Source organism: Myxococcus sp. CA033 (assembly GCF_013336625.1).
GTDB lineage: Bacteria > Myxococcota > Myxococcia > Myxococcales > Myxococcaceae > Myxococcus > Myxococcus llanfairpwllgwyngyllgogerychwyrndrobwllllantysiliogogogochensis.
The window spans coordinates 109,132-121,852 of the sequence record NZ_JABUMU010000032.1 but is presented as its reverse complement, the minus strand read 5'-3'; the positions used below and the strand labels follow the sequence as shown (position 1 = coordinate 121,852).

General features: G+C 69.1%; 13 protein-coding genes. 7 read left to right on the top strand and 6 right to left on the bottom strand.

Annotated elements, in window-relative coordinates; all coding sequences use genetic code 11:
• The first annotated feature begins 1 nt into the window (after position 1).
• Positions 2-883, top strand: a complete 882-nt coding sequence (locus HUA78_RS42055) for a hypothetical protein (protein ID WP_141644689.1) — start codon at positions 2-4, stop codon at positions 881-883.
• A 33-nt stretch (positions 884-916) separates the two neighbouring features.
• Here the strand turns inward: HUA78_RS42055 and HUA78_RS42050 are convergent, their stop codons facing one another.
• Entirely contained in the window at positions 917-1,813 is an 897-nt protein-coding gene (locus HUA78_RS42050; protein WP_174467692.1) for a DMT family transporter, read from the bottom strand.
• A 128-nt stretch (positions 1,814-1,941) separates the two neighbouring features.
• On the opposite strand from HUA78_RS42050, the gene HUA78_RS42045 reads away from it, so the two are divergent.
• The 5 genes from HUA78_RS42045 (at position 1,942) to HUA78_RS42025 (ending at position 6,477) form a co-directional block, all read left to right on the top strand.
• Positions 1,942-2,865, top strand: coding sequence for a LysR substrate-binding domain-containing protein (locus HUA78_RS42045; protein WP_174467693.1), 924 nt, complete (start codon positions 1,942-1,944; stop codon positions 2,863-2,865).
• A gap of 10 nt (positions 2,866-2,875) precedes the next feature.
• Complete coding sequence (locus tag HUA78_RS42040) at positions 2,876-4,408, top strand: aldehyde dehydrogenase family protein (protein WP_174467694.1); 1,533 nt, start codon at positions 2,876-2,878, stop codon at positions 4,406-4,408.
• 85 nt (positions 4,409-4,493) lie between these two features.
• Positions 4,494-5,108, top strand: a complete 615-nt coding sequence (locus HUA78_RS42035) for a PH domain-containing protein (RefSeq protein ID WP_141644685.1) — start codon at positions 4,494-4,496, stop codon at positions 5,106-5,108.
• A 266-nt stretch (positions 5,109-5,374) separates the two neighbouring features.
• Positions 5,375-5,593 carry a hypothetical protein gene (locus HUA78_RS42030; protein ID WP_141644684.1) on the top strand — a complete coding sequence of 73 codons (219 nt, stop codon included), beginning with the start codon at positions 5,375-5,377 and terminating at the stop codon, positions 5,591-5,593.
• Positions 5,590-6,477: a hypothetical protein gene (locus HUA78_RS42025; RefSeq protein WP_174467695.1), complete on the top strand. Its 888-nt coding sequence runs from the start codon at positions 5,590-5,592 to the stop codon at positions 6,475-6,477. The genes HUA78_RS42030 and HUA78_RS42025 overlap by 4 nt, the downstream gene beginning before the upstream one ends.
• Positions 6,478-6,522: 45 nt before the next feature.
• Here the strand turns inward: HUA78_RS42025 and HUA78_RS42020 are convergent, their stop codons facing one another.
• From HUA78_RS42020 to HUA78_RS42005, 4 genes are all read right to left on the bottom strand, one after another.
• Complete coding sequence (locus tag HUA78_RS42020; RefSeq protein ID WP_174478789.1) at positions 6,523-7,956, bottom strand: glycoside hydrolase family 43 protein; 1,434 nt, start codon at positions 7,954-7,956, stop codon at positions 6,523-6,525.
• Between the two features lie 99 nt (positions 7,957-8,055).
• Positions 8,056-8,328 carry a DUF2277 domain-containing protein gene (locus tag HUA78_RS42015; RefSeq protein WP_174467696.1) on the bottom strand — a complete coding sequence of 91 codons (273 nt, stop codon included), beginning with the start codon at positions 8,326-8,328 and terminating at the stop codon, positions 8,056-8,058.
• Between the two features lie 257 nt (positions 8,329-8,585).
• Positions 8,586-9,857: an RNA polymerase sigma factor gene (locus tag HUA78_RS42010; protein ID WP_174459255.1), complete on the bottom strand. Its 1,272-nt coding sequence runs from the start codon at positions 9,855-9,857 to the stop codon at positions 8,586-8,588.
• A 378-nt stretch (positions 9,858-10,235) separates the two neighbouring features.
• A complete protein-coding gene (locus HUA78_RS42005) occupies positions 10,236-11,570 on the bottom strand; it encodes a replication-associated recombination protein A (protein WP_141644678.1) in 1,335 nt (444 codons plus the stop codon).
• A gap of 265 nt (positions 11,571-11,835) precedes the next feature.
• On the opposite strand from HUA78_RS42005, the gene HUA78_RS42000 reads away from it, so the two are divergent.
• Positions 11,836-12,192, top strand: coding sequence for a YciI family protein (locus tag HUA78_RS42000; RefSeq protein WP_174459256.1), 357 nt, complete (start codon positions 11,836-11,838; stop codon positions 12,190-12,192).
• 129 nt (positions 12,193-12,321) lie between these two features.
• Here the strand turns inward: HUA78_RS42000 and HUA78_RS41995 are convergent, their stop codons facing one another.
• Positions 12,322-12,696: a hypothetical protein gene (locus HUA78_RS41995; protein WP_174478779.1), complete on the bottom strand. Its 375-nt coding sequence runs from the start codon at positions 12,694-12,696 to the stop codon at positions 12,322-12,324.
• Positions 12,697-12,721: the final 25 nt, after the last annotated feature.

Here is a 12,721-nt window from a genome sequence, read left to right as displayed (position 1 = left end):
TATGCGAAAACTGCTTTTGACGAGTCTGACCTTCCTCCTGTCGACGACCACCGCCTGCGGAGGCGCATCCCCCGCGGAGGGCATCGAGGCGGAGGGAGACCTGTCGACGCGGGAGCAGGCGGCCTTCGCCGGGGTGAACGGCGACTACTGCCTGGTGAGCCCCTACAACTGCAAGCTGCAGGTGAACGGTGGCAACCGCGTCCCCACCAATGACCCGGCGGACGACAACTGGGGGCTTTCGACGGGGGTCCCCATCCGGGACGGCAACGGCACCGTGGTTGGGACGAACACGCGCACCAGCGCCGCCTTCAATTATGGGCAGACGCGCACGTTCGCGGGAGAGCTGTATGCGTTCGCGGTCTCCACGTCCAACTCCAGCGCCGGGTGGCTGCCCATCTCCAGCATCCTGGGGCGCACGTCCTTCGAGCAGAAGGTCGGCCATGTCTCGGCGCTCGGCGCGGGGCTGAACAAGCTGGGCTGCTACGCCGTGCGCAACTCGCATGACCCGGTGCTGGAGCTCAAGAAGGTCGTCTACGACAGCGAGGCGACGCACGAGCGCGCCGGAGACTACCTGCCGCTGGTTCGCGCCAACGGGCTGCGCTCGGTCAACCTCATCTTCAACGTCCCGGGCATGGCGCTGGGCGGACCGGCCGTGGACCACTTCCCCGCGGGCACGAAGTTCCAGCGCCTGGACGTGCCCACGGAGTCTGGCATTCCCTCCATCGACATCCCCCTCTGGGTCCAGGACAGCGCGGGCCGCTATCGCCAGCAGTCCGGGGAGATGAAGTTCCTGTATGGCTATGTCATCGCGGCCACCACCGGAACCAAGCGCAACGGGTGGATGGCCTATGACTCGCTCCAGGTCAGCTCCGGCTGTCCTTGAGCCACTGCCAGCCGGGCCGGCGGCGGGCTTCCCTCAGGAAGACTGTCGCTGGCTCAGTGCGACGCTGCCCAGGATGAGCGCGCCCGCGGCGACCATGGTGAGCGTCACCGGCTCGTCCAGCAGCAGCCACGCCCAGGCCACCCCGAACAGCGGCAGCAGGTACGTGACGGTGACGGCGCGGGGCGCGCCGACGCGCTGGATGAGGCGGTAGTACAGCGCATAACCCATCCCCGTGCAGAGCACGCCGAGCGTGACCGCCGACAGCCAGGACACTCCCCGGATGGGCTGGGTGGGCCAGGAGGCCACCGCGAAAGGCAACGTCAGGAGCGCCGCGAAGCCCAGTGTGGCCGCCGCGACAGCGCCCGCCGGCAGGCCCGTGAGGTGACGGCGCACCAGGTTCGCCGCGACGCCGTACAGGAAGGCCGCGGACACGCCCGCCGCCACCGCGAGGCCCGGGCTGGCTCCGGCGATCTTCCCGCTGGCCAGCACCACCACGCCGGTGAAGCCCATGACGAGCGCCACCGCCCGCCGCCCGCCGATGCGCTCTCCGTAGAAGAGGAAGGCCACCAGCGCCGTGAAGAGCACCGTCATGCTGTTGGCGATGGCGCTGATGCCCGCCGGCGCGCGCTGGGCGGCCCAGGCGAAGAGCGCGAAGGGCACCGCCGCGTTGAGCGCGCCCACCAGCGCCAGCTTCGGCCAGTGCGAGCGGGTGAAGACCGCTCGGTGGCGCACGAGGAACGGCATCAGCACCAGCGACCCCAGCACCAGTCGCACCGAGACGAGCGGAAGCGCCCCGAAGTCCGGCGCGGCGATGCGCATGAACATGAAGGAGGAGCCCCAGATGGCCCCCAGCAACCCCAGCTCCAACGGGGTGAGCCAGGCACCGGACAGGGAGGGAACGGCGGGACGGGCAAGCGTGGAAGAATTCATGGGGCGTTCCATAGGAGGGTGATGGCGAGGCGCGAATCTGGCTCCGGTCACCCTCTTTCTGCGCCCGCTCCCCTCTGCCTGCAACCTCATGGTTTTGAGGGCAGCCACAAGTGTGATTTGAGGCTCGCATGCCCCTTCCCACGGCCTGGCTGCCGGCCCTGGCGGCCTTCGAGGCGGCCGCGCGCCACCAGAACTTCGCCCATGCGGCGGAGGAGCTCCATCTGACGGCCAGCGCGGTCAGCCACCATGTGCGCAAGCTGGAGGGACTGCTCGGCGTCACCCTCTTCCAGCGGCATGCGCGCGGCGTGTCCTTGACGATAGAGGGACGTCAGCTCTCCGACGCCGCGCAGAGCGCGCTGGCGGACATCGACGACGTGATGCGAGACCTGGGCGACACCCGGGAAGAGCGCCACCGCGTGCGCATCACCACCATGCTCTCGCTCTCCCACACCTGGCTGCTGCCGCGCCTGCCGGACTTCACCTCGGCCCACCCGCACGTGCGGGTGCGCATCGACACGGAGATGGCGCTGACGAGCTTCGACGAGGGAGGCCCCGACCTGGGCATCCGCTATGGCCTGGGCCATTGGCCGGGGATGACCGCCCACCACCTGATGCCAGACGCCATGTTCCCGGTGGCCTCCCCGGACCTGCCCGGCGTCGAGCACGTGTCGGCCCCGGCGGACATCCAGAAGCTGCCGCTCGTCGGGGACCACGCGCGGCAGTCCTGGCAGGACTGGTTCCGCGCCGCCGAGGTGCACGGCGCGCGCATCGACGTCCGTTACTCGTTCAGCGACACCACCAACGCGCTGCTCGCCGCCGCGCGGGGGCTGGGCGCGGCGCTCGCGCGGGACAAGGTCTCCGAGCCCTTTCTCTCCAACGGAAGCCTCGTCCGACTGCCCGGTCCCTCGCTGCCCACGCGCTACTCCTACTTCGTGGTGTATCCCTCCCACCGCCGGCTCCGGGCCGCGGCGCGGACCTTCGTCGACTGGGTCCTCACGCAGCCGGGCCGCGCGCCTCCGCCGCCGGTCGCCAGGAAGCCACCGACGTTGTAGGAAGACGCCCATGCTCCACCCCATCCTCGACGCGCTCGGCCTGACCGAGCACAACCCTGGCAGCTATCTCGGTCACGGCGAGTGGACCGGCTCCTCCTCCGAGCCGGCCCTGGAGGTCTTCAATCCCTCCAATGGCCAGCGCCTGGCGACCGTGTCGTCCGCGAGCGCGGAGGACCACGAGAAGCTGATGCACGCCGCCGCCCAGGCCTTCGTGGCGTGGCGCGCGCTGCCCGCTCCCCGTCGGGGTGAGGCCATCCGGCTGTGTGGCGAGGCCCTGCGCCGGAACAAGGACGCGCTCGGCTCGCTCGTCGCGCTGGAGATGGGCAAGGTGAAGGCCGAGGGCGACGGCGAGGTGCAGGAGATGATCGACATCGCCGACTTCGCGGTGGGCCAGTCGCGCATGCTCTATGGCCTGACGATGCACTCCGAGCGCCCGGGCCATCGGATGTATGAGCAATGGCATCCCCTGGGCCTGGTCGGCATCATCAGCGCCTTCAACTTCCCCGTGGCCGTCTGGGCCTGGAACGCGTTCATCGCCGCCGTGTGCGGCGACGTGTCCATCTGGAAGCCCTCGCCCAAGACGCCACTGACGGCCATCGCGGCGACGCGCATCTGCAACGCCGCGCTGAAGGCCGGCGGCTTCCCGGAGGTCTTCTTCCTGCTCAACGCCTCGGGCACCGAGCGCGCCGAGCGACTGGTGGAGGACCCGCGCGTGGCGCTGGTGAGCTTCACCGGCTCGTCCGCCGTCGGGCGGCAGGTGGGCGTGCGCGTGGCGCAACGACTGGGGCGGAGCCTGCTGGAGCTGGGCGGCAACAACGCCATCATCGTGGACGCCACCGCGGACCTGAAGCTGGCGATTCCCGCCATCGTCTTCGGCGCGGTGGGCACCGCGGGCCAGCGCTGCACCACCACCCGGAGGCTCTTCGTCCACGAGTCCATCCTCGACGACGTGGTGGGCCGACTCGCCGCCGCCTACGCCCAGGTGGAGAAGCGCATCGGCGACCCGCTGGAGCCGGGCACGCTGATGGGTCCCCTCATCGACCGGGCCGCCGTGCAACGCTTCGAGGCCACCGTCGCCCAGGCCCGCGCGGCCGGGGCCCGCATCGTCAGCGGGGGCAAGGCGCTGGAGCGCGACGGCCACTTCGTGCAGCCCACGCTCATCACCGGCGTGAAGCCCACGGATGCGTGGGTCCAGGCGGAGACCTTCGCGCCCATCCTCTACGTCATGCCGTTCCGGACGCTGGACGAGGCCATCACCTTCCAGAACGGCGTGCCCCAGGGCCTCTCGTCGTCCGTGTTCACCCGCGACTTCCAGAGCGCGGAGAAGTTCCTGTCCGCCGCCGGCTCCGACTGCGGCATCGCCAACGTCAACATCGGCACCTCCGGCGCGGAGATTGGCGGCGCCTTCGGAGGCGAAAAGGACACCGGCGGAGGCCGCGAGTCCGGCTCCGACGCGTGGAAGGCGTACATGCGGCGGCAGACCAACACGCTGAACTACTCCGACGCGCTGCCCCTGGCGCAGGGCATTCGCTTCGACCTGTGACGGGGTCGTCTCCTATGCTCGCGCGGGGCTCGACACGGCCCACGCGGTTCCACCTCGATACAGCTGACACACAGGGAGATTTGACATGTTCGGGAAGCTCGCCGCAGACGCGCTCGGCCTCAGTGACATCGGCTCCGTCATCACCTCGGCGGACTACGACAAGGTGGACTCCGACGACTATGTGATGCACGAGGACCAGGAGAAGATCTTCTTCCTCATCAAGTCCAAGTCCGACGAGTACTGTTTCACCAACAAGGCGCTCGTCCACCTCGACGGCACCAGCGCCGCGAGCAAGAAGCGCATGCTGCGCCGCTACACGTACAGCGCCAACCCCGTCTCCCACGTCATGCTCGAGACGGCGGGCAACATCGACATGGACGTCGAAATCAAGTTCCGCCTGGGCGCGCGCGACTTCTCCATCGACGTGCACAAGAAGCATCTGGAGCAGGTGAAGGACCTCTACAAGGCCCTGTTCCGCATCTCAGAGCTGATGCACGAGAACGAAGTCTCCTTGAGCCACGCGAAGACGAGCCTGGAGGTCGCCTCCACCACGCTCGGCCGCGGCCAGGCGGGCGCCACGCCCATCGTCGAGTCCTTCAAGGAGCTCAACCAGGCCGCCTTCGCCTGGCTCGCCGGCGCGCAGCAGAAATACTGGGTGAAGGACTTCGGCTTCGTCTTCGAGCGATACATCAAGGCCTGAACCCTCCCACATCCACCGCCGGATGCCTGCTCGTGCATCCGGCGGCCGGGCTCAGCACGCGCGGTCCTCACCCGCTACACCTGTTGTCGCTCTCAAGACGGGCTCTCCCTGTAATCCAGGTGCAGCTGGACTCAATCGACGGGAGGCGCGGACGGGCCGCTCGTATGTCTTCGGGATTCGCTCTACCCTGGAAGTCCTCACCAGGAGCGTTCGCGATTATCACCTCGTCCTCCCAGACCGCCCCCGCTGGCTGGCACGACATTCTCGTGCGTCACCTCGAACCCCTGCTCGGAGGCTTCACCGCCAAGATGGCCATCCACACGGCGGCGTTGCGCGCGCTGAAGCGCCCGCCGGAGCAGGTCACGCTCCAGGAACTCCCGCAACTGCTCGAAGGCCTCAAGCCGATGCTCAACACCTTCATTGGCGCGCTGCACGCCAAGGTCATCCTCGCGGAAATCGCCACCTCGCTGGAGAAGGCGCGATGAGCCCCGCTTCCGCTTCCAGTCGCTCCGCCTCCGTCGCGCCGTGGTTCGGCGCCGTGGTGGTGCTCCAGTTCGCCCACCTCTTCGCCGTCGCGACGGCGGCGCCCGAGCGGCTGGCGTTGGTGCATGACGTCGCGGGCTGGGTGAGCGGACTGCTCGCCGTCGCCGGCACGTTCGCCGCGGCGAGCGCGTTCGTCTCCGGGGACTACCTGCGCAAGGTGTGGGGCGGACTCACGGCGGGGGCAGCCCTGTCCCTGGTCAGCGCGGCGCTGCGCAGCTACTGGCTGCACACGGTGCCGGACGTCGCCTTCACGGCCTCGCCGCTGCTGCCCTACCGCATGGTCGCCGTGGTGTTGGCCAACATCGCCACCACCTACGCGCTGGTCCTCCTGGCGATGACCTACCGGCAGTCGGGCCTCCAGCCTCCGTCCAGCCCTCGCACGAAGGCGCTGTGGGCGGTGACGGCCATCGCCGCGCTGGCGGTGGGCATCCCCTCGCTCGTCACGGAGGTGCGCAACCTCTCCTCCGGCGTCAACTCCGCGCCCTCGGCGGTCATCAGCCTGGCGTCGACGCTGGCGGACATGACGACCATCTTCCTGGTCGCCCCCATCCTGAGCGTCGCGTACATGCTGCGCGGTGGACGGCTCGCCTGGGTGTGGTGGGCCATGGGCCTGTCCGGCGCCACGTGGCTGCTGTACGACGCGCGCGTGTGGCTGGCCCCGCTGCTCCCCGGCGACGCGGCGCATGGCGCGGAGCTGCTGCGCACGCTGCGGACATCCGGACTCGTGCTGCTCGGGCTCGCGGGCTGGCTGCAGCGCTCCGCCCTGGGGCCCCAGAAGGTCGAGGCCCCCGAGGCCTCGCTCAACACCTCCGCCGGAATGTCCTGACGCCGGAAGGGGGCACGGTGTGCCGTGCCCCCAGTCGATCCGCTGCTACGGCCGGGGACGCGAGCCCACCGAGGGCGCCTCCGGCACCGCGGGCCAGCCGTTGGGCCAGGTGATGGCGTCCACGAGCATGACCCGCGCGGTGTGAGCGCTGTTCCACGCGTGGTAGACCATGTACGTGTCGCCGCCCGGTCCGTTCACCACGGAGTTGTGGCCCGGCCCCACCCAGCCGCCTCCCGTCGTGAGGATGGGCGCGCCCGCCTTGGTGTACGGCCCCAACGGACTGGTGGCCCGGGCGACTCCCACGGCATAGGTGCTGTTGTAGTACGCGTTACCACTGTAAAAGAGATAGTAGTAGCCGCCGCGCGCGACGACCCAGGGCGCCTCCACCACGCCGCCTTCCCAGGCGAGGTTGTTGGTCATGAGCGTGCGCCGGGTTCCCACGAGCGACAGTCCGTCCGCGGAGAGCGCCTGGCCGTAGAGGGGCGTCGGCTGGCCCACCGCGTTCCCATCCGCCTTCCACACGAGGTACCCCGTCCCGGCGGTGTCCGTGAAGAACGTCGCGTCAATCATCCCCATGCCCGCGTCGTGGATGAGGGGCCGGCCCAGGTCCGTGAACGGCCCGGTGGCGCTGGTGGACGTGGCCGCGCCAATGGACAGCTTTCCGTCCGAGTGCCGCGCGGTGAAGTACGCGATGAAGCGTCCGCCCACCCGGTGGATTTCCGGCGCCCAGAAGTCACCGGTCGCCCACGACGGCCGACTCCCGGCGGGGAAGATGGAGCCCGCGCCCGTCCACGTCACCAGGTCCGTGGAGACGCGCAGCGGGAAGGCGCTCGCGGCGCCCCCCGAGGTGCACGCGGCCACGTAGCGAGTGCCGTCATGGATGACGCCCGGGTCCGCGCAGTCCGAGGCGACGACGGGGTTCTGGTACAGGCCGCCGCAGCCCGTGTAGCGCATGGACGTGCCGCAGGCATTCGCTCCGCTGAAGTAGGGCCCCCAGCCGTTCGACAGCACGGCGTAGGAGTTGGGGGCCGCATTCACACAGGCCCTGTCCCAGAACACGCGCCCGCCTACGTCGTCGTATTGCGCGGGGTGATTCGCCGGATGCATCCACGCGGCGCCGTAGGTCACTCGCGTGGCACAAACCCCCGCGCCAGGACAGGTGGTGTCGAGCGCGAGCACACAGGCGTTGTTGCCCGTGAAGTACGGCTTCCAGCCGTTGGAGAGCACTGCGTAGGAGTTGGTACCCTCGTTGACGCAGACGCCGTCCCACGTCACCAGGTCCGCCGCGACGTCTTCATTCCCGGGGTGGCCCAAGGGATGAATCCAGCGGTCTCCGTAGGTGATCCGCGTGCTGCATGCGAGCGCCCCGGTGGCGGTATTCGCGGGCTCCTCTCCCAGCGAGGTCTCCGGACTCTCACTTCCACAGCCCACTGCGAGCAGCGAGGCAACGGCAACGACAGACCACCACGAGGACCGCATCATCGGACGACCTCCGAGCGCAAGGACCGGCCTCGGCCCCATGCGCCGTGTGCACTGCGTGGGAACAGTCGGTCAGCGGCCAGGACTCGCGGGCGGGACTCAGCCGGCGGCGTCGGCCTTCTTGTAGCGAAGCTTCTTCAGGGCCTCGAACCGCACCCGGTCTCTCGGGGGCGTCGTCGCCACCAACCCCTCCAGCATCAGCTTCGAGCTTCGGAAGATTTCCTCGACGGCGACCTCGAACGCATCCGCGTTCTGCTTCGACGGCTTGCGAGTCCCGGCGATCTTCCGGACGAACTGCAGGGCCGCCGCGCGAATGTCGTCATCCGTGGCGGGAGGCGAGAAGTTGAACAGGGGCTTGATGTTCCGGCACATGCGCGCAGGGTAGTCCAACTCCCACGGCGACAACCCCCAGCGGACCCTCACCCACGCCTGGCGAGGGACGAAGCGAGGGCTTGAGCATGCCCGTCAACGCTTCGGCTCCAGGGGCCGTGAAAGATTTCCACGAGAGTACGTGTGCCGCCGACGGCACCCCTTGCGTCACCCTCGCGCGGAGCACGTGCTCGCGTCCCGCTACTTCGAGCCTCAGGCGGAGGTCCCGCGTCACGCAGGTGCGAGCGAGCCTGGCGCGACTATGCCTCCTTGCGAGCGCAGGCCGCGGCGCGGTCGAGGAGCAGCGTCTGTTCGCGCGCGTTGCGAGTGAGCGAGGCGGCGCGCTCGAACTCCTTGCGTGCCTCGTCGAAGCGGCCCAGCTTCCGCAGCAGGTCTCCGCGCACGCTGGGCAGCAGGTGGTAGCTGGCGAGCGAAGGCTCCGCGGTCAGCGTGTCGACGACCGCCAACCCGGCGGCGGGGCCGTACGCCATCGACAGCGCGACGGCGCGGTTCAGCTCGATGACGGGCGACGGCGTGAGCCGCACCAGCACCGCGTACAGCGACGCGATGCGCGCCCAGTCCGTGTCCTCCGGTTGCCGCGCCCGGGCATGACAGGCGGCGAGCGCGGCCTGCAGCGCATACGGCCCCTGCGCCCCGCCCAGCTTCTCCGCGCGCTCCAGCGCCGCGAGCCCACGGCGGATGAGGAGCTGGTCCCACTGCGCGCGGTTCTGCTCGAGCAGCAGCACGGGTTGACCGTTGGGCCCCACGCGGGCCCGCGAGCGCGACGCCTGGATTTCCATCAGCGCGACCAGGCCGTGGACCTCCGGCTCCTGGGGCGCCAGCTCCGCGAGGATGCGTCCCAGCCGCAGCGCGTCCGCGCACAGCTCCGGCCGCATCCAGTCGTCGCCCCCCGTCGCTGAATACCCCTCGTTGAAGACGAGGTAGATGACCTCCAGCACCGACGACAGGCGGACCGCGAGTTCCTCGCCCCGGGGCAGCTCGAAGGGCACCTTCTCCTCGGAGAGCGTGCGCTTGGCCCGGACGATGCGCTGGGCGACGGTGGGGGACGGCACCAGGAAGGCGCGCGCGATTTCCTCCGTCGTCAGGCCCCCGAGCAGCCTCAAGGTGAGCGCGACGCGCGCCTCCGTCGAGAGGATGGGATGGCAGGCGATGAACATGAGGCGCAAGAGGTCGTCGCCCACGTCGTTGTCGAGCGCCGCGTCCAGGTCCGGGGCGCCGTGCGCCTGGTCCGACTCCAACTCGTGGCCCAGCTCCTCGTGCTTGCGCTCCAGGCGCTTGCCCCGACGAAGCTCGTCGATGGCGCGTCGCTTGGCGGTGGCCATCAACCACGCACCCGGGTTGTCCGGGATGCCCGCCGTGGGCCAGCGCTCCAGCGCGGCGACCAGCGCGTCCTGGGCGAGCTCCTCGGCGAGCCCGACGTCGCGCACCATGCGCGTCAGGCCGGCGATGAGCCGAGCGGACTCAATCCTCCAGACCGCTTCGATGGCACGATGATTCTCTGGAACTGTCACGCGGCGGAATAGAGCACCCTCGTCCGCCGATGCAAGGACGGCCCGCGCCCGAGCGCGAAAGCCTCTCAAGGCCGACAGGTGTCCAACGGCCACAGTGTGCCGTGGGTTGCGAGGGGCGCCCACACGGGCTAGCTTTTCGTTGACTTCTGCAACCACGCAGCCGGTCCCGACGCAGCGTACGACGTGGTCTCCATTCCGAATGGGGTGTGGTCCTCGCGCGACTCGTCTCCCTGCTGCGAAGCACTCCCCTTCAGGACAAGTGGGTCCGCCTGAGACTCGTCCAACTCATCGGACGCCTCGACACGGCCGGGCACCATCCATCCGTTCTGCGCGCGGTGCTATTTCGAGCCGCGCGCGACAGGGAGGAGTAGCAGGGCCCTACTCGCCCCGGCTGGCCTTGTCCTCGCGCCACCAGTGACTCATGCGCTCGTGGATCTCCGCCTCATAGCCTTCCTTGCTCGGGCGGTAGAAGACGGAGCGCTCCAGCGGCGGGGGCAGGTAGGTCTGCCCCGGGGCGTAGTGGTCCTTGAAGTCCCAGGGCGGGGTGTAGCCCTTGCCGTGCCCCAGCTCCTTCATCAAGTCCGTGGGCGCGTTGCGCAGCGGCAGCGGTGGCGCCGCGTTGGGGTGCTCCTCCAGCGCGGCGAGCGCGGCGTTCATCGCCGCATAGGCGCGGTTGCTCTTGCGCGCCGTGGCCAGCGTGACGACGGCATGCGCGACGAACAGCCGACCCTCCGGCATGCCCGTGGAGTGGAAGCTCTCCTCGCACGCGCGGACGATGGTGATGGCCTCCGGCATCGCCATGCCCACATCCTCCACGGCGATGACCTTGAGCCTGCGCCACAGCGACACCACGTCCCCCGTCTGCAGCAGCTTCGCGGCCCAGAAGATGGCGCCCTGCGCGTTGGACCCCCGACAGGATTTCTGGAGCGCGCTCAGCAGGTCGTAGTGCTGGTCTCCATCCTTGTCGTGCCGCGCGAGCCCCGTGCCCACCGCCTCGCGCGCCGTGTCCACGTTGATTTCGCCACCGTCCGCCGTCAGCCCCGCGGCCATCTCCAGCGCGCCCAGCGCCTTGCGCACGTCCCCTGCCCCGCCCCGCGCCAGCAGCGCGAGCGCGTCTTCGCCCACGGTCAGCTTGCGCTTTCCCAGCCCTCGCTTCTCGTCGGTGAGTGCTCGCTGGAGCGCTCCCTGGATGTCCGCGAGCGTGAGGTCCTGGAGTTGGAATACGCGGCACCGGCTGACGAGCGCGGGTCGCACCTCGAAGCTGACGTTCTCCGTCGTCGCGCCCAGCAGGACGAGCAGGCCGCTCTCCACGTGCGGCAGCGCCTGCTCCTGGACGTTCTTCGCCCAGCGGTGGATTTCGTCCACGAAGAGCACCGTCCGGCGCGAGTACTGGTTGCGCGCGCGCTCCGCCTCCGCGACGACTTCGCGGATGCGGGGAATGCCGTCCGACACGGCCGACAGGATGACCAGCTCCGCGTCGACGCTGGAGGCCAGCATGCGCGCCAGCGTCGTCTTGCCCACGCCAGGCGGGCCCCAGAACAGCGAGGAGACAATCTGCTTGCGCTCCATCAACCGGCGCAGCGGACCTCCCGGGCCGAGCAGATGGGACTGTCCGATGAACTCATCGGGCGTGCGTGGACGCATCCGCTCCGCGAGGGGAGCGAAGCGATTCACATCGACGGAAGCAGAGAACAGGTCGGGGCCGGCACTCATCGCACTGCACGCTCCCCTCTCCGACGCGCGGGGTCAACCACCGAGGCACACCCAGAGTGGCGCGCGGTCCTCTCTCACCCATGGTGCGGCGGCGGTCCACTCCCGTCGGATACCGGACAGGGGAAAGCGGCGCGGTCCGCCCGAATGAAAAACGCACCGTGCGACTGGCGGGCAAGCGATGGAGAGCGAGCAACGCACCTTCGGTGGCTCGACGACGTGTCACGGGGCTGGCGTAGAGTCGCGGCTCTCAAAAGGAGGGAGCGCGATGTCATTCATGCTGCTGATGATGGAGGCCCCGGGGAAGCGCCAGGCTCGGCCACTCGATGAAGGCCAGGCCGCCTACGCTCGGATGATGGCCTTCCAGGAGAAGCTCCGGACCAATGGCGTGCTCGTGACGGGCGAGGCGCTCAAGTCCGATGACCACGCGGTGCGCATCGAGAACTACGGGGGCAAGCGCACGGTGAGCGACGGCCCGTTCACCGAGTCGAAGGAAATCATCGGCGGCTTCTTCCTCCTCAACTGCAAGACGCGCGAGGAGGCCCTGGAGTATGCCCACGCGTGTCCCGCCAGTGAGTGGGGCATCGTCGAGCTGCGGGAAGTCGCCAGCAGCTGTTACGAGTGAGCCGGAGCACCGTCCAGGTCCGTCGTCCCGTCTCGTGAGTCCCCCAGTGTGCCGCCCCGCTCCACGCTGGAGGGGCACACGGGGGACACGTGGAGCGCCGCGAGGGGTCGTTGATCCAGACCCCATTCGTCACTCAAGTGTCTCAAGACCTACCCACTCGCCGTCGGCGTCCGCCTCCCAGCCGCGTCGACTCCATTGACCTTCGCGCCATTCGACCGCCAGGCAGCATTTGCCCGGTTCCGCGACGCGGCGCCTATCAATGAAGAAAAACACGAGTGCCCAAACGGCCACGCCACCGTCGTCCTTTCGGGTCACCAGCAGCTTCACAACAAGCTCAATCAAGATTCCCGGGTGCGGCCTCCCAACCATTCCCTCGAGTGTTGCGGAGGCTGCGTCAACCTCAATGGTTTCACTCCCTTGGACGAGCCGCAGCGGGCAACCCAGGAATAGCGAGAGCGACTTGATCCATTCGACATGTTCCGACCAGAGGTCCACATCCGTCATCGTTCAAACTCCCTTACAATCAGGA

What these genes read in the sequence shown, in the direction of transcription:
- HUA78_RS42035 (WP_141644685.1), top strand. Translation starts at nt 4,494, where the DNA reads ATGTTCGGGAAGCTCGCCGCAGACGCGCTCGGCCTCAGTGACATCGGC.
- HUA78_RS42055 (WP_141644689.1), top strand. Translation starts at nt 2, where the DNA reads ATGCGAAAACTGCTTTTGACGAGTCTGACCTTCCTCCTGTCGACGACC.
- HUA78_RS42015 (WP_174467696.1), bottom strand. Translation starts at nt 8,328, where the DNA reads ATGTGCCGGAACATCAAGCCCCTGTTCAACTTCTCGCCTCCCGCCACG.
- HUA78_RS42040 (WP_174467694.1), top strand. Translation starts at nt 2,876, where the DNA reads ATGCTCCACCCCATCCTCGACGCGCTCGGCCTGACCGAGCACAACCCT.
- HUA78_RS42025 (WP_174467695.1), top strand. Translation starts at nt 5,590, where the DNA reads ATGAGCCCCGCTTCCGCTTCCAGTCGCTCCGCCTCCGTCGCGCCGTGG.
- HUA78_RS42000 (WP_174459256.1), top strand. Translation starts at nt 11,836, where the DNA reads ATGTCATTCATGCTGCTGATGATGGAGGCCCCGGGGAAGCGCCAGGCT.
- HUA78_RS42050 (WP_174467692.1), bottom strand. Translation starts at nt 1,813, where the DNA reads ATGAATTCTTCCACGCTTGCCCGTCCCGCCGTTCCCTCCCTGTCCGGT.
- HUA78_RS42005 (WP_141644678.1), bottom strand. Translation starts at nt 11,570, where the DNA reads ATGAGTGCCGGCCCCGACCTGTTCTCTGCTTCCGTCGATGTGAATCGC.
- HUA78_RS42045 (WP_174467693.1), top strand. Translation starts at nt 1,942, where the DNA reads ATGCCCCTTCCCACGGCCTGGCTGCCGGCCCTGGCGGCCTTCGAGGCG.
- HUA78_RS41995 (WP_174478779.1), bottom strand. Translation starts at nt 12,696, where the DNA reads ATGACGGATGTGGACCTCTGGTCGGAACATGTCGAATGGATCAAGTCG.
- HUA78_RS42020 (WP_174478789.1), bottom strand. Translation starts at nt 7,956, where the DNA reads ATGCGGTCCTCGTGGTGGTCTGTCGTTGCCGTTGCCTCGCTGCTCGCA.